Below are 22,708 nucleotides of genomic sequence, written 5' to 3'. Positions count from 1 at the left end.
TTATTTCCAACTTGCCTTGAAGGCGGCCAAAGCGGCGATCACCGCCTGGTTTTCCTCGCCATTGCCGATGGTGATGCGCAGCCAATCGGGCAGGCCATAGCCGGCCATGGCGCGAGTGATGATGCCTTGGCCGCGCAGATAGGCGTCGGCGGCCTGGGCGGTGCAGCCTTCGGCCTTGGGGAATTGGATCAGGACGAAATTGCACACCGACGGAGTGGTCGGTAGTCCCAACTTGGCCAATTCGTCGCGCATCCAAGGCAGCCAGTAATCATTGTGGCCGCGGGTCAGGTCGGCAAAGGCGGTGTCTTCCAACGCGGCGACGCCGGCAGCCAAAGCGGGGGCGGCGACATTGAACGGGTTGCGGACCCGGTTCAGCACATCGGCGATGCCCGGCGGGCAATAGGCCCAGCCCAGGCGCAGGCCGCCAAGGGCGAAGATCTTCGAGAAGGTGCGGCACATGACGGTGTTGTCGGATGAATCGACCAACTCGATGCCCGGGGTATAGTCGTTCTTGACGACGAATTCGCAATAAGCGGCGTCGATCACCAGCAAGATGTCCGGGCGCAGCCCGGCCCGCAGGCGCTTGACCTCATCCGCCGGCAGATAGGTCCCGGTGGGGTTGTTGGGGTTGGCCAGGAACAGGACCTTGGTCCTGGGCGTCACCGCCGCCAGCAGATTATCGACGCTGGCGGTCAAATCCACCTCCGGCGCGGTCACCGGGGTGGCGCCGCAGGACTTGGCGGCGATGGCGTACATCAAAAAGCCGTGGGCGGAATACAGCACTTCGTCGCCGGGGCCGGCAAAGGCGCGACACAGCAGACCCAGCAATTCATCGGACCCGGCGCCGCAGACGATGCGCTCGGCATCGACGCCCCAGCGGCTGGCCAGGGCCTTGCGCAGGCGGGTGGCGCCGCCATCGGGATAACGATGCATGTCCGCGGCCTGGGCGCGGAAGGCCTCCATCGCCTTGGGGCTGGGGCCAAGCGCCCCTTCGTTCGAGGACAACTTGATCACCCGCGCAGCACCTTCAAGCGCCGATTCGCCGCCGACATAGGGGCGGATGTCCATGATGTCGGGACGGGGAGTGGGAGCGGTCATCGCAAGAAAACTCCTGGCAAAAAAGCGTGCGGATGGATCAAAGGGCAAGCGGCAGCGGATAGCCGCCGATGATACGGACGTGGCGGACTGTGTCCTTGCCGCCGCCGACCAGGGCGACCAGGCGCGGGTCGTCGGCGGTGATGAAGGAATCCACCTCGCTCAAGTACACTCGGTGGTCCTCGGCCCGATGGGTGCCGATCACCGAGGCCTCTTCGATGCCGGCGGCGGTGAACAGCGCGCGCAGGCGGTCACGGCTAATGTCGGGCACGGTTTCCACCGCGATCAGGGTGCGGTCGGCGCCGGTATCGTCATGGGGCCGGCAGGCGATGACAAAGGCTTCGAACGGTTCGGCCCGGCCGGCAATGGGGGCTTGGGCCAGCACCGGCAGGCGGGTGACCACCTGCGGCAGGTTGCCTGACCCGGCGGTCAGCGACAGCCACCATGGTTCCTGGTCGTTTTCATGCGGCAACGGCACCACGCCGACCGAGGCTTGACCATCGGCGACGGCGCGGACGACGTGGCCGGGCGAGGGGAAGATGGTCTTGGTCCAGACTACGCCGAAATGGTCGCGGGCCAACTCGATATAGCCATCGCCGCGTTCCGGCTGGCAGACGGCGATGGAAAACGGCTTTTGCAGGCCGACCAGCGCGCCCATGATCTCGCGCCAGATGCGCACCAGCGCCGGCAACGGGAAACGGCCCTGATGGCGAACGGTCAGCCGGCGCATGATCTCGGCCTCGCGTCCGGGGCGCAGGGCGACCGAATCGTCGGGGGCTTTGGCCAGGGCGACCTTTTCGACCAAGGCGGTACGCTCCATCAGCAGATCGTGGAGACGATCGTCGATGCGGTCGATGTCGCGGCGGATGCGGTCAAGGGCGTCGGAATTTGTGTTCATGGCCATATGCGAAGTTTCTGCTGCAAAGCCGCATAGGTGTAGTGCCTGATCGTGGCGAAATCAAAGAAAACGTTGACAGTGGGGGTGCGCATCCATAGCTAATCGTCACCCCGCTTGCCAGGATCGCCGTTTTCGCCATGTCCGCCCCCGCTTCCGTCGCCGATGCTTTTCCCCACAATCCCCTTGGCCTGAGTGTCGAGCTGGGACTGGATCGTCCCATCCGTCTGGATTGCGGCATCGAGATGCCGTCGGTCACGGTGGCCTATCAGACCTATGGCCGGCTGAATGCCGAAGCTTCGAATGCCATCTTGATCTGTCACGCCCTGACCGGCGACCATTATGTCGCCGATCCGCATCCGCTGACCGGCAAGCCCGGTTGGTGGCTTGATCTGGTCGGTCCCGGCAAGCTGCTTGATACCGACCGCTATTTCCTGGTGTGCTCCAACGTGCTGGGCGGTTGCATGGGCACCACCGGGCCCATGGACACCAATCCGGCCACCGGCAAGCCGTGGGGCCAAGGCTTCCCGGTCATCACCATCGGCGACATGGTTCAGGTGCAGGCGCGTCTGCTTGATCATCTCGGCATCGACCAGTTGTTTTGCGCCATTGGCGGCTCGATGGGCGGCATGCAGGTGCTGGAATGGTGCGCCAGCTACCCCCAACGGGTGTTCGCCGCCGTGCCCATCGCCACCGCCGCCCGCCACTCGGCCCAAAACATCGCCTTCAACGAAGTTGGCCGCCAAGCGATCATCGCCGACCCCGATTGGAAGAACGGCGAGTACCAATTGCACGACACCCGGCCGCGACGCGGTCTGGCGGTGGCCCGTATGGCCGCCCACATCACCTATCTGTCGGAACCCGCCTTGCACCGCAAGTTCGGCCGCAACCTGCAAGGGGACCGCGACGCCTTTTCCTATGGTTTTGGCGCTGATTTCCAGGTGGAAAGCTATTTGCGGCACCAGGGATCGACCTTTGTCGATCGCTTTGACGCCAATTCTTACCTGTATATCACCCGAGCCATGGATTACTTCGATCTGGCGGCGGAACATGGCGGCGTGCTGGCCAACGCCTTCCGAGGCACCAAGACGCGGTTCTGCGTCGCCTCGATCTCGTCGGACTGGCTGTTCCCGACGCCGGAAAGCCGGGCTGTCGTCCATGCGTTGAACGCGGTGGCGGCCAATGTCAGTTTTGTCGAAATTCAGTCGGACAAGGGCCATGACGCCTTTTTGTTGGACGAGCCGGAATTTCACGCCACGCTGGGCGGCTTCCTTGAAGGGGCGGCGCGGCATCGCGGTTTGCCGCGAAAGGGGTAGGCGATGATGATGAGCTTGGTTAACGGAACGCTGCGCGTTGATCTGAAGCTGATTGCCGACATGGTCGAGCCGGGCTCGCGCGTGTTGGACGTCGGTTGCGGTGACGGCACCTTGCTGTCGTGGCTGGGCGAGAACAAGGACGTCGATGGGCGGGGCATTGAATTGTCCATGGCCGGGGTGTCGGCGGCGGTGGCGCAAGGGCTGTCGGTGATCCAGGGCGATGCCGACACGGATCTTAAGGATTATCCCGCCGGCGCTTTCGACACGGTTATTCTAAGCCAGACCCTGCAAGCCACCCGCGCCCCCAAGGATGTGCTGGCCAATATGCTGCGCATCGGCCGCCGCGCCATCGTCTCGTTCCCCAATTTCGGCCATTGGCGGGTTCGCGGCGGCTTGGCCATCGGCGGCCGCATGCCGGTGACCGATACCCTGACCTATGAATGGTACGACACGCCCAATATTCATTTTTGCACCATTCGCGACTTCCTTGAATTGTGCCGGAGCCTGGGCATTCACATCGATACCGGCATCGCCCTGGATCGTGACGGCGCGGTGCTGCCCATGGCCGGCGCCGGCTGGCTGGCCAACATTTTCGCGGCGCAAGGCCTGTTTGTCCTCAGCCGTAAAGGGTAATGCCGACGGCGGCCGTCACCAAAATTTCTTCAGGGATGCACCCTAAGACATATTCAGGTAGTCCATAACCTCTGGCATGCTCGCAAAAAGAGTGATCATGCGGAGGGCATCATGACCGGGACCATCACCGATATTTATCAGGCGCTGCTGTCGCAATTGAACATTACCTGGCCGACCACGGCCGATGTGACGTTGTCGGGGGCTGACCCGGTGATCGATTCGGTGTTCCGCATCGGCGAATGCACCGCCGCCGTGCTGGGGGCTCAGGCTGCCGGGGTGGCGGAAATCTGGCGCCGCCGTTCGGGCGAGCGTCAACAGGTTTCCATCAACGCCCTGGCCGGGGCTTTGGCCGCCTATAGCGTCGGCTATCAGTCGCAGCATGGCTATGCCATTCCGCAGCCCGAGCCGTCCTATCCGCTGGTGCAGCTTTATCCCGCCCGCGACAATCGCTGGATCATGTTGCACGGCGCGTTTCCGCTGCTGCGCAATGGGTTGCAGAACCTGCTGGACTGCACCATGAATCCCACCGATATCGCCAACAAGGTGGCCGGCTGGGATGCCTTTGCCCTGGAACAGGCGATCGCCGATCAAGGCCTGTGCGGCGCGGTGGCGCGGTCGTACCCGGAATGGCTGGCGAGCGAACAAGGCCAAGCCATCGCCGCCACCCCGATCATCGAGATCATCAAGATCGGCGATTCGGCGCCCGAACCCTTTGCCCCGGCGCAACCCGGCGACCGGCCGCTATCGGGGACCAAGGTGCTGGACCTGACCCATGTCATTGCCGGGCCGACCATTGGCAAGACCCTGGCCGAACAAGGGGCCGAGGTCATGCGCATCACCAGCCCGACCCAGCCGGCCCTGCCGCCGTTCGACGTCGATACCGGCCACGGCAAACTGGAAGCGCTGCTGACCCTGACCAATGCCAACGACGCCGCCACCTTGCGCGAACTGATCGGGCAAAGCGACGTCTTCGTCGAATCCTATCGTCCCGGTTCCATGACCAAACTGGGTTTTTCGCCGCAAACCGTCGCCGCCATCCGCCCCGGCAGCATCTATGTCTCGGTCAATTGTTATGGCTGGGCCGGGCCTTGGCAATATCGGCCGGGCTGGGAGCAACTGGCCCAGGTGGCCACCGGCATGACCTTGGCGCAGGGCACGCCTGATAACCCGCAATTGCAGTCGGTCTATCCCAATGATTATGTCACCGGTTTCCTGGGGGCCTTGGGCACGCTGATGGCGCTGCTGCGTCGCGCCGACGAGGGCGGTTCGTATCATGTGCGCGTCGCCTTGTGCCGCACCGCCATGTGGATGCAAGAGCAAGGGCGGATCGACAAGGCGCATTTGCCGCCGCCGGCCATTGCCCCGGCTGAGATCGCCCATTACCTGCGCACCCACGAGAATCCGGCCTTTGGTCCGCTGACCTTTTTAGGGCCGGTGCTGGATTATGCGGCGACACGCTCGGGCTGGGATGTGCCGACCATGCCGCTGGGGGCCAATCTGGCGCGCTGGCCGATCAAGGCCGGCGGTTTAGGCGGCGAGGAGTTGCGGCACACCCAGGCGGATGGGTTCTCGGCCGCCGATCTGCCCTGAGACGGGGGCCAGCCGCCGCGGCGAACAGGGGGGTTAAAACCCCTGTGGGGCGATGACATAGGCGCGGCGTTTGCTGGCGCGCGACGGCGTGGCGGCATAGATCTGCTTGGTCGCCTCGACGATATTGACGCCGGCGAAGGTCTGGAACCAACGCCGGCCCACCTGCTCGAAGGCCGGGGCGGAACGCAGCATCACGCGGGAGGTGGTGGGCGGCAGGAACAAGGCGCCGGACAGGGAAACCGGGGTGAACATGTTGTCGCGCAGCATGCGCGCCAATTGGCCGCCGGTGTATGGGCGGCCGTTGCCGAAGGGCGTCCGTTCCAGCCGGGCCCAGATGCCGCGACGATTGGGGGCGATGATCACCAGCCGGCCGCCATCGGCAAGGACCCGCCAAACCTCGCGCATCATCGCCCGCACCTGTTCGGTCGATTCCAGCGCGTGCATCAAGACGATGCGGTCCATGGATGAATCGGGCAGCGGCAGATCGCTTTCATCGGCAAGCACGGTCAGGCCGGGGCCTTCCGGCGGCCAGTGCAGCACCCCCTGATTGGCCGGCATGACCGCGATCACCCGTTCGGCTTCGTTCAGGAACGGGCGCAGCAGCGGCGTGGCGAAGCCAAGGCCGAGAATGCGGAGGTCGTGGGTGTCGGGCCACAATTGCCGCAAGTGCCGCCGCAGCAGGCGGCGGGTGGATTGGCCCAGGCTGCCATCATAGAAATCGCGCAGATCGACCACGTCGGTCCAGCTTCCCGGAGTCCAGGCGGGTTGCAGGTTCTGCATGCTTATTCCCCCACGTTCAGCAGCAACCCGCGCTTGCGGGCGATATGGTGGACGCGCAGAAAGATCAGGGCGGCGGCGCTCACATAGACAATATTTAGGCCGACGGCGCCGGCCAGCAAGTGCCCGTCCAGGCCTTTGCCCTGCATGACGGCGCGCATGCCCTCGAACACATAGGCCGGCGGCAGCGACCATGCCAGCGGTTGCAGCCAGGATGGCAGGGTGGAGATCGGATAGTAGATGCCGGCCAGCGGCGCCAAGGCGAAAATCAGCACCCAGGCCATGCTTTCGGCCCCCAGGCCAAAGCGCAGCACCAGGGCCGAGACCCCCAGGCCGATGGCCCAGCCCGAGATCATCAGGTTCAGCCAAAAGGTCAGCAGCGGCAGCCCCATGGAAAACAGCGAATAATGGTACATGGGAATGGCCAGCAGGGCGGCGGGCAGCACGCCGATGGTGGTGCGGACCAGGCTCATGCCCAGCATGCCGGCCATCAGCTCATGCGGGCGCAGCGGGCTGACCGACAGATGGCCCAGATTGCGCGACCACATTTCTTCCATGAACGACAGCGCCACCCCCAGATTGCCGCGAAACATCACGTCCCACAGCACGACGGCGCCGATCAGGATCCCGCCGGTCTGCGCCACCCAGGATGAATGGGTGACGAAGAACTGGCTGGTGAAACCCCACAGCGTCATGTTGATGGCGGGCCAATAGGCCATTTCCAGCACCCGAGGCCACGAGCCGCGCAGGATGTACAGGTGGCGCAGCATGATGGCGCCGACGCGGCGCAGGGCGCTGCCGCTCATGCGGCACCATGGGGGAGCCGGCGGTTGCGGGCGATGTCGAGGAACACCTGTTCAAGATCGTTGCGGCCATAGCGCTCACGCAATTGAGCCGGCGAGCCGGCATCGACAATGCCGCCTTGCTTCATCATCACGACCTGGTCGCACAGGCGTTCGACCTCGGCCATGTTGTGGCTGGCCAGCAAGATGGTGGCGCCGCTGCGCTGTTGATAGGCGCGGAAATAACCGCGCACCCAATCGGCGGTGTCGGGATCCAGCGATGCCGTCGGCTCGTCCAGCAGCAGTAATTCGGGCTGGTTCAACATGGCCTTGGCGATGGCGACGCGGGTTTTTTGCCCCGCCGACAGCCGGCCCGAGGCACGGTCGAGGAAGTCGATCAGCTCTAATTCCTCGGCCAATTGGGCGATGCGTTGTTTCAGCTTGCTTACGCCGTACAGGTGGCCATAGACGGTCAGATTTTCACGCACGCTGAGACGATGCGGCAATTCCACGTAGGGGCTGGAGAAATTGACCCGTGGCAGGACGCGATAGCGATGCTTGACCATGTCTTCGCCCAGCACGCGGATGGTGCCGGAATCGGGCAGAAGCAGGCCCAGCAGCATGGAAATGGTGGTGGTCTTGCCGGCGCCGTTGCCGCCCAGCAGCGCGGTGGTCGAGCCGGTGGCGACGGAAAAGGAAATGGCGTCCACCGCCGGTTGGCCGGCGAAACTCTTGCTGAGTTTTTCCACGTGGATGGCAGCGTCGATCATCCCCGGACTATGGCGATGGCGGTCGTCTTGATCAAGCTCAACGCCGACAACAGCGGCTTTGCCGTTTCTGGAGGGAACAAATTTCGGAGTTTCCCCCATGACCGATCGCTTCGCCGACCACCTGATCGCCGCCACCCGCATTCATGCCAATGAAATCCATCTGCGTGGCGATGACGACGTTTTTCGACTGGTGGCCATGGTGCGCGGCGACGCGGTCCTGATGGCGGAGCTGAGCCCCGCCCAGGCTGCCGATTTTCTCGCCGACGCCTTCGCCTTGTGCGACGACGGCGATTGTTATCAGCCGGGGGCGGCGCGGATGATGCGGTTGACCGGGGAACGTCTGGCGCTGCCGGCGGAGCTGTCGCAGGCGCTGGTGCAGTTTTTGCCGCCGCGTGATGGCGGCCGTCAATTGGTGGCGCGGCTTTCCTACGCGGGCGATGTCTGCTGTGGTTCGTGCGGCGGCGGCTGATGCCGGAAAGACGGCGAAATTTGCGATAGCCAAAAGTCACGGATTGGGCAAGCATGACGCCTGTTTCCCGTGGCTTTTGACCAAAGATCCGCACACCATGCCCTTCATCCATGCCCTTGACCCGAATTCATTTGTGCAGGAACAAGGGCTGTGTTGGCTGGTGCCCGAACTGCCCTTGCCGAATGGGGATGGCACGCTGAACCGGTGGCATGCGCGTCATTCGGCGGTGTCGGTGTTGGAAGATGGTCGCAGACTTGGTCCGGGACATGCCGGGCGCGACCCTGTGCGCGCCATGGGGCAGGGGCGGTTTTCCCATTGGGGATGGTGGCTGTATTTTTCCAGCAGCGACGGCACCGATCCGCGCACCAATGGGCGTCGCTATGAACTGCTGTACGAAGGCCCGCTGAGCCAAGAGACCTGCGCCGTGCTGGACGTGGCGGTCAATTCCTTGCGGCAGAAGAAGCGCCCTGATCAGGCGACGTTGACGGACATGTTGCTGATTCCGGATCCGGGGCAACGAGCATATTTGTTTCACCACTTGGCCTTGGCGGCGCAGCAGGGCGGCGACGAAGACCTTGCCGGTGCGTTGTTCTTGCGCGCCTGGGCGCTGGGGTGGCGTCACCCCCTATGCCGGTCGTGGTTGCACGAATGGCTTTGCCGTCACGGTCAATTCGACGAAGCAACCGCGACCTTGCGTTCGGCCGCTCAGGCCTTGATGGTCGATGGAGAGGATGAAGCGGCGGGGCAGGCCGCTGAGATCGTTCTCGATTATCACCGTTTGGTCTATCAAACCTATCCTTTGCGGCGGGGCAGTCCGTTTCAGGATGTTCTGATCGTTGACCCTGTCTCGGCCGTGCTGGCCGATCACCGCCGTTCGGTCGCGGCCCGACCAGAAGGGGGCGACGGGCGTTTGCGTCTGGCATATATCCTTGCCGGCGAGAACGAGGAGGCCTATTGCAGTTTGCCCGAAATCGTCGTCGAACTGGTCGAGCATCATGACCGGAATCGTTTCGACGTCATGGTCATCTCGTTGCAGCCGCAGGCTGAGGTCGAAGCGCGCAATCCATTTTATCCCGCCCTGGCGGAGCGGTTGCGGCGCGTGGGCTGTCCGGTGATGTTCTGGCCGCCGGGGGAACGCGGTTACGACTGTTTTGCCGCCGCCGCCTCGGTTGCCGACGACATTGCCGCCCTGGGGCTTGATCATCTGATCTATTTCGCCCAGTCGGGCTGGTATTTTTTGCTTGCGGCCCTGCATCCCGCCCATCATCAGATCGGGATGGGATTGGGGGAAACCCATCTTTACACCAGCCGCCACATGGATATCGCTACTCACTTCACCCTCAAACCTGCCATGGATGGGTTGTGCCGCTCCGCCGTCATTCCGCCGTTCATGCCCAAGGGCCGGTTCATTTTGTCGGGGGCTGTGGCGTCGCGAGCGGCGCTGGGGATTGCCGACGATGTCGTTTTGCTGATGAGCTCGGCCCGTCCGGTCAAATATCGGGAATCGATGTTTTGGCAGGCGGTTCAGGCGGTCATGACCGCCCATCCGACGGTTTGGTGGGGGATGGTCGGCATCGACGAAACCGGTCTGTGGGATTTAGCCCGCGAATTTGGCGTTGCGGATGACGTCTTGGCCCGGATTGTCGCCTTAGGGTGGCGCAACGATCATCAGGCGGTGATCGCCGCCGCCGATATTTTTGTCGATACCATTCCCAATGGTGGCGGTTACGCCATCAACGAAGCCATGGCCCGCAAGATTGCCGTGGTCTCGATGGATGACGACTATCTGGAGCAGTTTCACGAGCGGACCTGGCGCCCGGCGATGGAGTTGTTTCCGCCAGGGCATTTCGGCGTCGCCGCCAATGACGTCGATGCCTTTATCGAGCGGATCGGGCAGTTGATCGAAAACCCGCCATTGCGCCAGGAATTGGCCGAAGACGGCTTGCGCGCGGTCGAGGTGTTCCATCGGCCTGATTTGACGGCCACGGCGCTGGAAGCGGTGCTGGAACAGCTTTCCGCCGCTTCGGCTTGCGGCGCCGATCACTCGCTCGGGCAGGCTCGATCGTAACCGAAAATCAGGTGAAGCTTTCCGGGTGCGGTCGTCCGGTCATGGCGGCGGATTCTCGCCGACGTTCAGCGTTTCGTGCACCAGCCGATCAATGCTGAAATGGCGTTGGATGAAGGTGGCCAGCTTGTTTTTCAGGCGACGGCGCAAGGCGGGATCGTCAAGCAAGATGCGGCATTGTTCCGCCAAGGCGTCGGTATCGCCCTGGTCGCAACAATAGTCCAGCAATTGCGGCGCCAGGGCGCTTTCCGAGCCGCCATTGCGGTAACAGACAATGGGAAGCCCCAGGGCTTGGGCTTCCAGCAGCACATTGGCGGTTCCTTCGAAGACCGAGGTGTGCAGCATGATGGCGCTGATGCGAATGACCAGGCCGACGTCTTCGACGTCCCCCAGAAGCGTCACCCTATCGTCCAACCCATGCTGGGTGATTGCCGCTCGTATTTCTGGCTCTAGGTTGCCACTGCCGCAGATCACCGCTCGGGTCTGCGGACGGTGCGCGTGAAGTTTGGCAAAGGCTTCGATGAAGTGCAGGGGTTGTTTTTCCGGTGCCAGCCGGAAAATACCCAGCACGATATCGTGGTCGCGGGTAACGCCAAGAAGGGAACGCAAGCCGGTCAGGGTGCCGCGACGGGGGGGGATCGAGAGAAAGTCCGAAACGCAATTGAGAATGATCGGCTGGTCCTTTTCCGTAAGCCCCAGCCACTCGGCGTAAGATTGCGCCCCGATCCGCGAATTGGCGGTCAGGCTGATGCCGGGCTGATGCACCAGCATCTTGTAGGCCTTGCGGAAATCGTCGGTCTGACAGCTATAGAAATGGGGGAAATGGGTGGGGTTAACGTTGCGCCCCGACATGACGATGTGGGGGACGTCGGTCAGGGTCGCGGCCAGAGCGCCAATGATATTGGGGCGGTCCAGATAGCAGATGATCCGGTCGGGTTGGTAATCGGCGAGAAAACGGGCCACCGACAGCATTGCCGTGCCCAAAGCCGTGGGTGCATGCCAAAACACCGATGTCGCCGAAGGCCGCCAGAACTGGCCGACCAGGGATTGGATGTCTCCGGGTGCTCCGGCTGCGGGTAGAATGCGGTAATCAATTCCGGCCTTGCGCAGGCTGGCGACGTAATGGCTGGCTCCGGCTGGTTCGGTCTCCAGAGCGGCTAAAACCACCTGATGGCCGGCGCGGGCCAACCCGACCGCCAGATTGCACAATTGGCGCTCGGCCCCGCCCAGGTTGAGCCGCTCGATCAGCAAAACCGCGCGACCGCTGAGCGGGCGCGGCGGCATGGTCTGGCGATGGCGGGCGATGGCGTTGCGGGCGCGCTGGGCATGGCGACCGTTCAGCGGGGTTTGGCAAAGAGCGTGGGCATAGGCCGAAAGGTCGGGATGGCGGACATCAATTGCGCTGATTATCTGTTCGAAGGCGAGGATGTCCTCGACGCGAGTGTCGCCATCGGGCCGGCTTTCATCGAGCGCTTCATCCAAGGCGGTGGCGGTGATCCACCAGCAATCGCCAAGTCGTTCCAATAACCGAAGCTGTTCCGGAAAACTGCGGTAGTAATAGTAATTCAGGACGATCAGCGTTTTGTCGGGAATTTCGTCGATCAGGCGTTCGGGGGAGCGGATGGGCGCGCCGAAAACCGACGTGCCCCACTTGGCCCAGTCGGTGTCGATGTAATAAGATACCGGCAACGGTAAGCGCCAGCGGTTCAACGCGGCGCTATCGCCCGCCCCCCAGACGATGACGCGCAGGCGGCCGGCCAAGGCTTCGTGAATGAGTCTCGGGAGAGTCTGTTTGGGGACGCAGGGCACAATTACCTCCGCATACTCAGCAGATCACGCAATAGCGCCTTAGCATAAGAATGATTGGATTTCCGGTCGGTGACGGCGAACATTCTGTTCATCCTGGCTCAAGGCAGCCGAGCCATTCCGGCTGCCAGGGTATTGAGTTTGTATCTTCGGGGGGGGAGCGTAAAAAAAGCATGAACGGATGTTGCCTGTGTCTCTCCGCTCTTTCAGGCATAGTGTCCGAATTAACGAATGATTCAGCATGCCTGCGCTGATAATCGAAACTGCGCGCACCCAGAATGGGAAGAGATGTCATGCCGCCACAGAAGTGTCAAACGCCCCATGCCGGCCCTGCGGGCACAGGGGTGACGGCCGATGGGATGGAAAATACGATGAGCCCTTCCTCGCCGGCGGATTTGCTTGCGCAATGGTGGGGGATGCATCCTCACGCGGACATGCTGCTGCCTTTGGCCGGCGGGAAAATCACCCCGCCCGCCCATGTCGGCGTGGTGTTGACGAATAAGTGCAATTTGCGCTGTGACATATGCGGCAGCCAGCAAACACTTGATCGCAGCAAGACCGCCAGAACCAGCATGCCGCTCGAGATTTTTCACGCCGTTGCCGAGACTTTGTTTCCAACAGCGGTGACGGTCGAACTGAACAGCCAAGGCGATCCGCTTTTTTATCCCCACATCGAAGACGTTTTGTCGACAGTCGCCAAGCATGAGTGCAATCTAAGGGTGCAGACCAATGGCACGGTTTTCACGCCGGAGATTCTTGATCTGCTGATGGGGGCAATCGGAACCGTATCCATCTCCATCGATGCGGTTGGCGATCTGTTTGATCAGGTGCGACGTAACGGGGTGTGGAGCAAGGCCGATCCCATGATCCGCCAATTGGCCGCGCGTCGTCGGGTTGAGCGGTTGCGCCTGCAACTGTATCCGACCATCACCGCGCGGACCGTGGGCGGCATGTTGGATGTCGCGCAATGGGCGGACGAGATCGGCATTGATGTGGTCGATTATCATCTCTACAACCCCATCTGGTTGGGAACCGAGGCCGTTCCCGATCTTGATGAACTGGCTCGCCAGCGCGACGCCATACAGCAATGGGCTTCTCGACAGGATTCCGCCGTCAAGATCCTTGTCCAGGGCGATGTCGTCCATGCAGGACGGTTGGGACGTCAGGGAATGGCTTCCGCCGCCAAAGGCCGCTTTTTCCCCGGCCAGCCCTGTTATCCCTTGGCGGGGACGTCCCCCTATGCGCACCCGACCAGTCTGTGCCGGGCGCCGTTCGATTATGTCGAGATCGGCATGAACGGCGAGGTGGCGGTCTGCTGTCGGACGCAGACCGAGCCCTTGGGCTTCGCCACTTCGGCCGAGGCCTTTGCCGCCGTGTGGTTCGGGCAGAATTACCAGCGGATCCGTCAGTCGCTGGAACGCGGGGTGAGCTCCGCCTTGCCCTTGCCGCCTTGCAAACCCTGCATCGAGGGGCAAATTCCCGGCGAACCGGAACGACAGGTGGTCGATTACACCGCCGGCAAGGGCGATGGCGCCATGGCCTTGGTCTGCCGGGAGCCGGTGGTTCCGCTGTTGATGGTGCAGCGTCTTTTTGCCGACGGTCATTCCTTTGTCGCCCGGATTCCGCTGGGGCTTGATCTGACGGAATACGAATTGTTCGAGGATGAGGGCCGGCTGGGACCGGCGGCGGCGCCTCAGGAGGAGGTTCGGACCTTGGGGGCGGGCCGCTATGGTTATAAGGGCAATTCTTTGTTTTTCTCGTCCAGTGACGGCTCTGACCCCATGCGCAATGATCGCCGTTATGAATTGCGGCGACAGGCTGCGGCGCCATGACCGTTCTGCAAAAAGCCGAACGACTGATCCGTGCCGGCCAGCTGATCGAGGCATGCGAATACCTGCGCGACGCGGTGGCCGCCGATCCTCGGGATGTTGAACTCCGTCGCTTGCTGGGCCGGGTGGAAATGCATCTGGGCCGTCATCAGGCGGCGGAGATTCACTTCACTGCGGCGGTCGCCGAGGATGGCGAAAATGCCGATGCCTGCTTCGAGCTGGGGGTATGCCGGCTTGCCTTGGGCGCGGATGCCGGGGCGGCTGAAGCTTTTCGCCGAGCCTTGGCGGTGCGCCCGACCTTGGCGCAGGCGTCTTATAACCTGGGCTGGGCGTTGCGGCGGCAAGGCCGCGATGCCGAGGCGGAAGAGATTTGGCGCGGGCTGACCATCCAACAGCCGGGCTATGTGGATGCCTGGTATAATCTGGGCAACCTGTTGGCCGCTCAGGAACGTCTGAGCGAAGCGCTTGAGGCTTTGTCCGCCGCCCATCGTTTGCAGCCCGAACGCGCCGACATTTTGGCCAATATGGGCCATGTCCATGACCGCATGGGCGCGTGTGACCTGGCGCTTGACTGTTTTCAGCGCGCTTGCCACCGTGCCCCCGACAATGCGGCCGTATTGAATGCCCATGGCAATTTGCTGGTTCGGCTTGGCCAGGCCGAACAATCCCTTGAGGTTTTTCGGCGGGCGGAAGCGGTGCTGCCGATGGATGCCGCCACGGCCTGTAATCATGCCATCGCCTTGCAAGCCTTGGGGCGCTGGCAAAGCGCCGTCGATATGCTGATGGCGGTGGCGCCGTCCCATCCGAACCATGCCGGTCTGTGGAACCAATTGGGGGTTCTGGAACTCAAGCGCGGACGCCTTGCGGCGGCGGCGGCGGCCTTGGCCCGGGCCTTGTCCATCGACCCGGATCATGTGGATGCCTTGGGAAACCTGGGGGCGGTGAAAAATGCCATGGGGGATAGTGTCGGCGGCATAGAATGCCTGCGGCGGGCCATGGCCTTGGCTCCAGACAATTTCGCCCTGTACAGCAATCTGTTGTATTTCATGGTGCATGACCTCGGGTTGACGCATCCCGACGTGGTTGCCGAGCATCGCCGTTTTGGCCAGCGGCTGGAAGCGCATATTCACCCCATGGCCCCCCGGCCACAGCCGGATTATTGGGAAGCGGCCCGATTGTTGCGGGTGGGCTATGTTTCGCCTGATTTCAAGGATCACATCATGGCCCGTTTCATCGAGCCCATTTTGGCCCACCATGATCCGCGGCGGGTGCACACCTATTGCTATCATACCGGGGTGGGAAGCGATGCGGTGACGGATCGGTTGCGGTCGTTGGCGCGGGAGTGGCGTCATATCGCCCATCTGTCGCCCGAACAGGCCGCACGGCTGATCCGCGAGGATGAAATCGACATTCTGATCGATCTGGCCGGACACACGGCGGGCAATGGCTTGCCGATCTTCGCCTTCAAACCCGCCCCGGTTCAGGCCAGTTGGATCGGTTATCCCGGAACAACCGGGATGACCCGGATCGACTTCAAGATGACCGACACCATCGCCAATCCGCGCGGCCAAAATGATCATTGTCACAGCGAGAAGCTGTCTTATACCCCCGGTCCACCATTTCGCTTGCCTGAAGAGGTGGCGTTGCGGCCGGACGCGCCGATGATGCGCAAGGGCTATCCGACCTTTGGTTCATGCAACAAGATCCAGAAAATCACCGATGAAACCGTGATTTTGTGGTCTCGCGTCCTGGCCGCCTGCCCGTCGGCCCGGCTGGTGATTTTTGGCGTCGATGACGTGGCGGTCGGGCACGAATTGAGCGAGCGCTTTCAGCGCCACGGCATCGCGCCGGAGCGGTTGGAAACACGGGAAACGATGGCGTTGTCCGCCTTCTTGTCGGCCATTGGCGATATCGACATCGCTTTGGACACCCATCCTTATGGCGGCGCGACAACCTCGTTGTTCACCTTGTTCATGGGGGTGCCGGTGGTTTGCCTGGATGTGGTGTCGGCGGCCTCCTCGACCACGCCGGCGGCCTTGCGGGCGGTTGGCTTGGCCACGTGCATCGCCGGCGATGCGCAGCATTATGTGGAACAAGCCAAGGCGCTGGCCGCCGATCCGGTTTATCTGTCGAAGATCCGCCAGCCCACGCGTCAGGCCCTGGCCTCGTGGCTGAAGACCGAGGAAAAGTCCATCGTTTGGGAAGTCGAATCGATTTATCAGAGATGGTGGTTTGACATCGTCGGCTTTTGCTGGTGGGACCCACTTTCGGTGCAGGTGCCGCCGCTATCGCCGACGGGGCAGGAGACCTGGCAAGGTCTTGCCGCCAAGGCGTGGCGCCGCGATGTTTCACCGTCTCGGGATGTGTCGGCATGACGGGCGGCGGAGCAACCAATCATCGGGTGAATTTGCCCATTGCCTTCGGGCGGCCGAATTTTTCCGACGAAGAGATCGAAGCGGTCACCCGCGTGATGCGGTCGGGCTGGATCGGCATGGGCCAGGAAACCCTCTTGTTCGAACAAGAACTGGCCGCCGCCGTCGGTGTCGGTAATGTGGTCTCGGTTTCGTCTTGCACCGGCGCCTTGTTTCTAAGCCTTGTCAGCCTGGGGGTCGGCGCCGGTGACGAGGTGATCTGCCCGTCATTGACGTGGTGCAGCACCGCCAATGTCGCCTTGTACCTTGGCGCGGTGCCGGTGTTTTGTGACGTCGACGAGCAGACCATGCTGGCGACGCCGCACTCGGTTTTGGCCAAGGTCAGTGATCGGACCAAGGCGGTCATCGTGGTTCATTACGGCGGCCTGGCCCTGGATGTCGCGGCTTTGCGCCGCGTCCTGCCGGCCCATGTCGCCATTGTCGAGGACGCCGCCCACGCCTTGGGGGCGCGGTACCCGGACGGCACGCCGGTGGGGGCCTCGGGCAATCTCACCTGTTTCAGTTTCTACGCCAACAAGAACCTGTCCACCGGCGAAGGGGGGGCCATCTGTTGCCCATCGGCGCAGGTGGCCGCGCATCTGGCGTCGCTGCGTCAGCACGGCTTGGCCTCGGATGCCTGGGCGCGATACAGCCAGCCGCGTCAGCCTTTCGCCCTGCAAGGCCTGAGCGAATTGGGCTACAAGCTGAACTACACCGATCTGCAAGCCGCCATCGGTCGCGTCCAGTTGCGCCGGCAAGCCGAGTTCGCCGCCCGGCGTCAGGCCATCGCCGATTGCTATCTCGACGCCATCGCCCGCGATTGGCCGCGATTGCGGCCGCAAGCCAGGGTGGGGGATGCGCGCCACGCCCGGCATCTGTTCGCCGTGCGCTTGCCGCTGGAAAACATGACGTGTGACCGGGCGACGCTGGTTTCGACCTTGCGGGCCAAGGGGATCGGCATTTCCATCCATTATGTTCCGCTGCACGGCATGCCGCTGTATCAGCCGCAACCGGCTTTGCCGGTGACGGATTTTCTGGCGGACCGCATCATGACGTTGCCCATCAGCGCCTCCATGTCCCTGGACGAGGCGCGCTATTGCTGGTCCGAACTGATCGCCTGTTTGGCCACACACGGAGGTCATCCATGAAACCGGGAACATTCGATGGATACCTTTCGGCGCAATTTCCGTCGCAGATCAACATGGACATCACCGAGTTCTGCAATCTTGCCTGTATTCATTGCCCCTATGAGGCGGTGACCAAGATCAAGGGCAAGGCGCGGCGGCATCTTGATGTGGCGCTGCATCACAAGCTGATCGACGAAATCGCCGAAATCGGCATCCCGTCCTGTCAGTTCATCCGTTACACCGGCGACGGCGAACCGCTGTTGCATCCCGAACATGCCGAATTGCTGGGCTATGCGGTCAAGCGGACCGGCTTGCCGGTCAACCTGACCACCAACGGCCTGTTGCTGGACGAGCGGCGGGCTCGGATTTTGGTGGATCATGGGGTGGCGGTCTTCGATATCAGCCTGGATGCCCATCTGCCGGAAACCTATGCCAAGGTCCGCGTCGGTGGTGATCTGAACCTGGCGCGCGCCAATGTCTTGCGCTTGATCGAGCTGGCGGGCAAGGCGGGCCATGCGCCGAAAGTCATGGTCAGTTTCGTTCGTCAGCCCCTCAATGACGGCGAGGCCGAGGCGTTTCAAACTTTCTGGGAACAGGCCGGGGCCGATTTCGTGGTGATCCGGCGTCAGCATTCCTGCGCCGGCTCCATGGCCGAGATGGCCAAAACCATGTGGGCGGCGGCCGGCGCCCGGACGCCATGCCTGTATCCATGGGAACGTCTGGTGATCAAGCCCGATGGAAAATTCAGTTTCTGTCCAGCCGATTGGCTGCATCAGGCGGAATTGGGCGACATCGCCACCTCGACCGTGGCGGAGGTGTGGACCGGCCCGGCGATGACGGCGTTGCGGCAGGCCCATCGCGACAATGATTATGGGGAATTTCCCTTTTGCGCCCAGTGCCCGGATTGGTCGGCGATCCGCTGGCCGTCCGAAGGGCGCAGCTATGCCACCGTCATGCGCGAATTCAAGGACCGCAAGACCTTGGGCGGTCAGGGTGATTGAGGCTGGCGCCATGCGTATCGCCATCATGCAATCAAGCTTCCTGCCGTGGCGCGGTTATTTCGACCTGATGGCCTGCGTTGATCGCTTCGTTTTGTTCGACGATGTCGCCTTTGTCAGCAAGTCCTGGCGTTCGCGCAACCAAATCAAGACGGCGGCCGGGGTCAGTTGGATCAGCGTGCCGGTTCGCCATGCCTGGCCGCGATTGAGCATCGACCAGACCCCGCTTGACGACGATCAGGACTGGCGCGGCCGCATTGCCGGGCAGATCCGGGCCGCCTATCGGCAAGCGCCGTTTTTCCGTCGCTACAGCGAGCCGTTGTTCGCCCTGCTGGCGCAATCTTATCCCAGCATTTCCGCCCTGAACGAAAACCTGTTGCGCTGGGTCGCCGACGAATTGGCCATTGCCACGCCGATCGTGCAGGCGCGGTCCTTCGCCGCCCAGGGCCAAGGCGAGGATCGGGTGCTGGATCTGTTGGAAAAACTGGGGGCGACGGTTTTCGTCAACGGCCCCAGCGCCGAGGCGTACTCGACCCCCGAACGCTATGACCGCGCCGGCATCGCCTTGTTCTTCAAGCTTTACGATTATCAGCCTTACCGCCAATTGCATGGGGATTTTCGCGGTGACGTTTCGGCCATCGACATGCTGTTCAATCTTGGCCCGGACGCCGCCGAACATCTTCGCAGCGTCCTTGCCATGCGTCCGGCCAGCGCGACGGCGGGCGGTCGATGACGACGGAACAAGACTGGCGCGCCTTGGCGGCGGCGGCGCGCACGGCCCAGGCGGAATGCCGTCTGGAGCTGGCGGCGGAACGGGCCGAGGCGGCGGCGCGCTGTGCCGATCCCACTGGCCCTGATTACGACGACATTGCCATCCTGGCGGCAACGTTGCTGCGTCAGGATGGGCGGGCCGGCGCCGCGGTCGCGGTTTTGACGCAGGCGGCGCGGCATCGTCAGCACAGCGCGGCCTTGCAAAATCACCTGGGTTTGGCCTTGCGGGCGGCGTGTCGCCACGATGAAGCCTTGGCGGCGTTTCAGCGGGCGGCGCGGTTGGACCCGGATAATCCGTGGGCGGAAACCAATGTGGCGTTCAGCTTGTTGCGCGACCCCATCGATGCCGGCGCCACCTTTGCCGCTTTCACCGATGGGGCGGACCACGCCGGCGGGTTGGGGTTGTTTTGCGATCGCTTTCCCCACACTTATGGCTTCTTGTTGCAGCAGTTTCAGACCTATCTGCGTCACTTCCCCGATTGCCGGGCCTATTCCTTCGGCCGCAAGGTGTTGGAACCCTATGGTCGTGGCCAGTTCGCCGCCGCCATGGACGCATGGTCGGCGGCGTTTCCGGCGCAGGCCGGACAAGTCAGTCAATTGGTGCCCGCATTGGACGCGGCGCCGGCGCAAGCGCGGGTGACGCGGTTACGTCTGGCCAAGGGGCGCGATTTTCACCGTCCCGCCCTGGCCCACAATATCTTCGCCATGAACGCCGATCTGTTCCGGCCGTTGTACGAGCAGGTGGGGATTGATTTCACCTTTACCTTGAACCCCGGCGGTGGATTTCGGCTTGATGACGCGTATTCCGATGATCGGTTGCGGCGGGTGTTCGCGTCGCCCCGCTTCCAGCGGGTGATCGTCACCTATGGCTTGACCCGCGATTACATCCGCCACCGCTTCGGCGTTCCCGATGATCGCATCACCCTGATTCCGGGGACCATCGTCGTTGAAAATTTGTTGATGGCCCATCGACGGCCCAAGCGTCGTTTCGGTATCGATAAGATGACGCTGGATATTTGTTTCGGTGGCGTACGCTATACGCCGACGGGAACGGATAAGGGCTATGATCTGTTCATTGCCGCCGCTCATCGGCTGAAAGACCGCTTCCCCCAGCTCCGCTTTCATGTCTTTGGCGACTATACCCCCGACATTTTGGACGTCGGCGCCCTGGGCGAACGGATCCATTTTTACGGGCTGCAACCACAATCGTGGTTGGCGGGTTTTTACGCCGATATGGACGCCATCGTTTCCCCCAACCGGCCGCACCAGATCACCCGTGGGGCCTTTGACGGCTTTCCGGTGACGACCTGTATCGAAGCGGCCATGTGCGGCGCCGCTTTGTTCGCCACCGATCCCATGAAGCTTAATTTCGCCCTGACCGATGGGCTTGATTACGTGGCGATCGATGCCGATGCCGCCCGTCTGGCCGCGTGCCTGGAATCGTGGTTGACCCGGCCTGACGCTCTTTACGCCCTGGCCGCCGCCGGCGAGCAGACGACGCGGGCGGTGTGGGGGGAAGCGGCGCAGATGGGGCCACGGGTCGCCTTGTTCAAACGCCTGCTGGGGCGTTGAACGGCGTCGCCGGATGGCTGCGCAGCCAATGTTCCAGCACCATCATTTCCCAGATCTGATACATCATCGGCTGGCGGCGTTGGGCCGCCAGGAAACGGCTGATGGCGCCATCGCCCAGCCATCGCGCCAATTGGCTGTCGCCGTGGCCGAACAGGGCCTCGGCATCGACCAGGGCGCTTTGTTCGGCCCAGCCGCGCATGGGCAGGCCAAAGCCGCGCTTGGGCCGGTCGATCCAGTCGGCGGGGATGAAGCGACGGGCGACCGCTTTCAACACGCGTTTGCCGCCATCCTTGCCACCGCATTCGTCGGCGGCAAGGGTGGCGGCGAAATCGGCGACTTCCCGGCCAAGCAGCGGCGCGCGCACTTCCAAAGAATGGCGCATGCTCATGCGGTCGACCTTGGCCAGGACGGCGCCGGGCATATAGGTCGCCGCGTCGACCTGACGCATCCGGTTCATCAGCGGCAGGGTGTCGCTGTCCAATTGCGCTTTCAGGCTGGCCACATGCTCGGCCAAGGTGGGCGGCACCAGTCCCAGCAAGGCGGTCATCGGCCGTTGCGCGAATAACAAGATGCGCCAGGAATCGAAATAGGCGGCGCCAGGATTCCACCCCGGTTCGGCCTGTTCCGCTTCGGCCAGGGTGGTGAAATAGCGGCCGTAGCCGCCGAACAATTCATCGCCGCCATCACCGGACAGGGCGACGGTGATGTCTTGGCGGGCCAGTCGCGCCAGATGCCAGGTGGGCATGCACGAGCTGTCGCCGTTGGGTTCATCCAGCATGGCGCCCATGCGCGCGGCCTGTTCGCCCATGCCTTCGGGCGTCAGCATCCCGGTGGTGTGCTCGGTGCCGAGATGGCGGGCCATGGCTTCGGCCTCGGCGTGCTCGCTGTCCTCGGCCCCGGCAAAGCCGATGGAATAGGTGCGGATGCTGCGGTTCAGCCGCTTGGTGGCGATGGCGACAATGGTCGAGGAATCGACGCCGCCGGACAAGAACGCCCCCACCGGCACGTCACTGACCAGCCGATCGGCGACGCTGCGGATCAAGATGTCTTCCAATTCGTCGGCCAGGTCGTCGATATTCCGGTTGGAACGCTGGCGCGGCGCGGTGGTGAAGCGCCATTGCGCCAGCACCCGCATCTCCCCATCGGCGCCGATTTCAGCCACCTGCCCCGGCGCCAATGTGGTGGCGGCGGCATAGATGGTCTTGCCGGCGGGAAAATATTGGAAAGCCAGATAGCCGGCCAGGGTTTGCGCATCGACGCGGCTGTCGAAATCGGGCAGGCAGGCCAACGCCCGGACTTCCGAGGCAAAGGCGATCACCCCGCCCGAGCGATAGAGGTAAAGCGGCTTTTCGCCGAACCGATCGCGGCCCAGCAGCACGGTGCGGGTGATCGGATTCCACCAGGCAAAGGCATACATGCCGTCCAGCCGGTCGATGAAGGCCGGGCCGTGCAGGACCAATCCGGCCAGCAGAACCTCGGTGTCGGTGGCGGAGGCAAAGCGCCAGCCTTCGGCCTCGAGCTGTTGGCGCAAGGGGCGGTAATTGTAAATCTCGCCATTGAAAGTCAATGCCTGACCATCGGGGGCCAGCATGGGCTGATGGCCGGCGGGGCTGAGATCAAGAATGCTGAGACGGCGATGGCCCAAGGTGCAGACGCCATCATCCGATTGCCAGATTCCGCCATCATCGGGGCCGCGATGGCGCATATCGACGGTCATGGCGGTAACGGCGCCGCGCTTGTGCGGAAGCGGCAGTTTATTTCCGTAATCCAGCAAACCGGCGATGCCGCACATGGCGTCCCTA

The 22,708-nt window shown here is 62.9% G+C and carries 18 protein-coding genes; 11 read left to right on the top strand and 7 right to left on the bottom strand.

The genetic code is table 11. The features are described from left to right. Entirely contained in the window at window positions 1–1,098 is a 1,098-nt protein-coding gene (gene hisC / locus KEC16_RS06615) for a histidinol-phosphate transaminase (RefSeq protein WP_211547084.1), read from the bottom strand. Between the two features lie 37 nt (window positions 1,099–1,135). After that, window positions 1,136–1,999 (bottom strand): chorismate mutase, encoded by an 864-nt coding sequence (locus KEC16_RS06610; RefSeq protein WP_249208876.1) that lies wholly within the window; start codon window positions 1,997–1,999, stop codon window positions 1,136–1,138. A 131-nt stretch (window positions 2,000–2,130) separates the two neighbouring features. On the opposite strand from KEC16_RS06610, the gene metX reads away from it, so the two are divergent. The 3 genes from metX (at window position 2,131) to KEC16_RS06595 (ending at window position 5,529) form a co-directional block, all read left to right on the top strand. Continuing rightward, entirely contained in the window at window positions 2,131–3,306 is a 1,176-nt protein-coding gene (gene metX, locus KEC16_RS06605) for a homoserine O-acetyltransferase MetX (protein WP_211547083.1), read from the top strand. Window positions 3,307–3,312: 6 nt separating this feature from the next. Next, complete coding sequence (gene metW / locus KEC16_RS06600; RefSeq protein WP_211547371.1) at window positions 3,313–3,939, top strand: methionine biosynthesis protein MetW; 627 nt, start codon at window positions 3,313–3,315, stop codon at window positions 3,937–3,939. Window positions 3,940–4,050: 111 nt separating this feature from the next. Further along, window positions 4,051–5,529 (top strand): CoA transferase, encoded by a 1,479-nt coding sequence (locus tag KEC16_RS06595; protein ID WP_211547082.1) that lies wholly within the window; start codon window positions 4,051–4,053, stop codon window positions 5,527–5,529. A 33-nt stretch (window positions 5,530–5,562) separates the two neighbouring features. On the opposite strand, the gene KEC16_RS06590 is transcribed toward KEC16_RS06595, so the two are convergent. Genes KEC16_RS06590 through KEC16_RS06580 form a run of 3 tightly spaced genes read right to left on the bottom strand, consistent with a single transcriptional unit; the run spans window position 5,563 to window position 7,858 of the window. Beyond that, window positions 5,563–6,309 (bottom strand): class I SAM-dependent methyltransferase, encoded by a 747-nt coding sequence (locus KEC16_RS06590; protein WP_211547081.1) that lies wholly within the window; start codon window positions 6,307–6,309, stop codon window positions 5,563–5,565. Between the two features lie 2 nt (window positions 6,310–6,311). After that, window positions 6,312–7,112, bottom strand: coding sequence for an ABC transporter permease (locus KEC16_RS06585; protein ID WP_211547080.1), 801 nt, complete (start codon window positions 7,110–7,112; stop codon window positions 6,312–6,314). Next, window positions 7,109–7,858 (bottom strand): ABC transporter ATP-binding protein, encoded by a 750-nt coding sequence (locus KEC16_RS06580; RefSeq protein WP_211547079.1) that lies wholly within the window; start codon window positions 7,856–7,858, stop codon window positions 7,109–7,111. The genes KEC16_RS06585 and KEC16_RS06580 overlap by 4 nt, the downstream gene beginning before the upstream one ends. A gap of 97 nt (window positions 7,859–7,955) precedes the next feature. Between KEC16_RS06580 and KEC16_RS06575 the strand changes: the two genes are divergently transcribed. Together KEC16_RS06575 and KEC16_RS06570 are read left to right on the top strand one after the other, a co-directional pair. Beyond that, on the top strand, window positions 7,956–8,327 hold the full coding sequence (locus tag KEC16_RS06575; protein WP_211547078.1) for a hypothetical protein: 372 nt from the start codon (window positions 7,956–7,958) through the stop codon (window positions 8,325–8,327). Window positions 8,328–8,487: 160 nt separating this feature from the next. After that, window positions 8,488–10,395, top strand: coding sequence for a glycosyltransferase (locus tag KEC16_RS06570; protein WP_211547077.1), 1,908 nt, complete (start codon window positions 8,488–8,490; stop codon window positions 10,393–10,395). Window positions 10,396–10,434: 39 nt separating this feature from the next. Here KEC16_RS06570 and KEC16_RS06565 read toward each other — a convergent pair whose 3' ends face one another. Further along, complete coding sequence (locus tag KEC16_RS06565) at window positions 10,435–12,153, bottom strand: glycosyltransferase (RefSeq protein ID WP_211547076.1); 1,719 nt, start codon at window positions 12,151–12,153, stop codon at window positions 10,435–10,437. Window positions 12,154–12,569: 416 nt separating this feature from the next. Here KEC16_RS06565 and KEC16_RS06560 point away from each other — a divergent pair, with 416 nt between their 5' ends. The 6 genes from KEC16_RS06560 to KEC16_RS06535 are packed head-to-tail and all read left to right on the top strand — an operon-like array spanning window position 12,570 to window position 20,906. Further along, a complete protein-coding gene (locus KEC16_RS06560) occupies window positions 12,570–14,030 on the top strand; it encodes a radical SAM/SPASM domain-containing protein (protein ID WP_211547075.1) in 1,461 nt (486 codons plus the stop codon). Next, window positions 14,027–16,402 carry a tetratricopeptide repeat protein gene (locus KEC16_RS06555; protein WP_211547074.1) on the top strand — a complete coding sequence of 792 codons (2,376 nt, stop codon included), beginning with the start codon at window positions 14,027–14,029 and terminating at the stop codon, window positions 16,400–16,402. Before KEC16_RS06560 ends, KEC16_RS06555 begins: the two co-directional genes overlap by 4 nt. After that, the gene (locus KEC16_RS06550; protein WP_211547073.1) at window positions 16,399–17,586 is read left to right on the top strand and encodes a DegT/DnrJ/EryC1/StrS family aminotransferase; all 1,188 of its coding nucleotides are present in this window, start codon (window positions 16,399–16,401) and stop codon (window positions 17,584–17,586) included. Before KEC16_RS06555 ends, KEC16_RS06550 begins: the two co-directional genes overlap by 4 nt. Beyond that, on the top strand, window positions 17,583–18,566 hold the full coding sequence (locus tag KEC16_RS06545; RefSeq protein ID WP_211547072.1) for a radical SAM/SPASM domain-containing protein: 984 nt from the start codon (window positions 17,583–17,585) through the stop codon (window positions 18,564–18,566). Before KEC16_RS06550 ends, KEC16_RS06545 begins: the two co-directional genes overlap by 4 nt. 10 nt (window positions 18,567–18,576) lie before the next feature. Continuing rightward, complete coding sequence (locus KEC16_RS06540) at window positions 18,577–19,296, top strand: WbqC family protein (protein WP_211547071.1); 720 nt, start codon at window positions 18,577–18,579, stop codon at window positions 19,294–19,296. Beyond that, window positions 19,293–20,906 (top strand): glycosyltransferase family 4 protein, encoded by a 1,614-nt coding sequence (locus KEC16_RS06535; protein WP_211547070.1) that lies wholly within the window; start codon window positions 19,293–19,295, stop codon window positions 20,904–20,906. The genes KEC16_RS06540 and KEC16_RS06535 overlap by 4 nt, the downstream gene beginning before the upstream one ends. On the opposite strand, the gene asnB is transcribed toward KEC16_RS06535, so the two are convergent. Continuing rightward, window positions 20,884–22,698: an asparagine synthase (glutamine-hydrolyzing) gene (gene asnB, locus KEC16_RS06530; RefSeq protein WP_211547069.1), complete on the bottom strand. Its 1,815-nt coding sequence runs from the start codon at window positions 22,696–22,698 to the stop codon at window positions 20,884–20,886. The genes KEC16_RS06535 and asnB overlap by 23 nt on opposite strands. Between the last annotated feature and the right edge of the window lie 10 nt (window positions 22,699–22,708).

Source organism: Magnetospirillum sulfuroxidans (assembly GCF_018224925.1).
Lineage (GTDB): Bacteria > Pseudomonadota > Alphaproteobacteria > Rhodospirillales > Magnetospirillaceae > Magnetospirillum > Magnetospirillum sulfuroxidans.
Note: the sequence above shows the minus strand (reverse complement) of the source record. Positions and strands in the feature narration are given on the sequence as shown.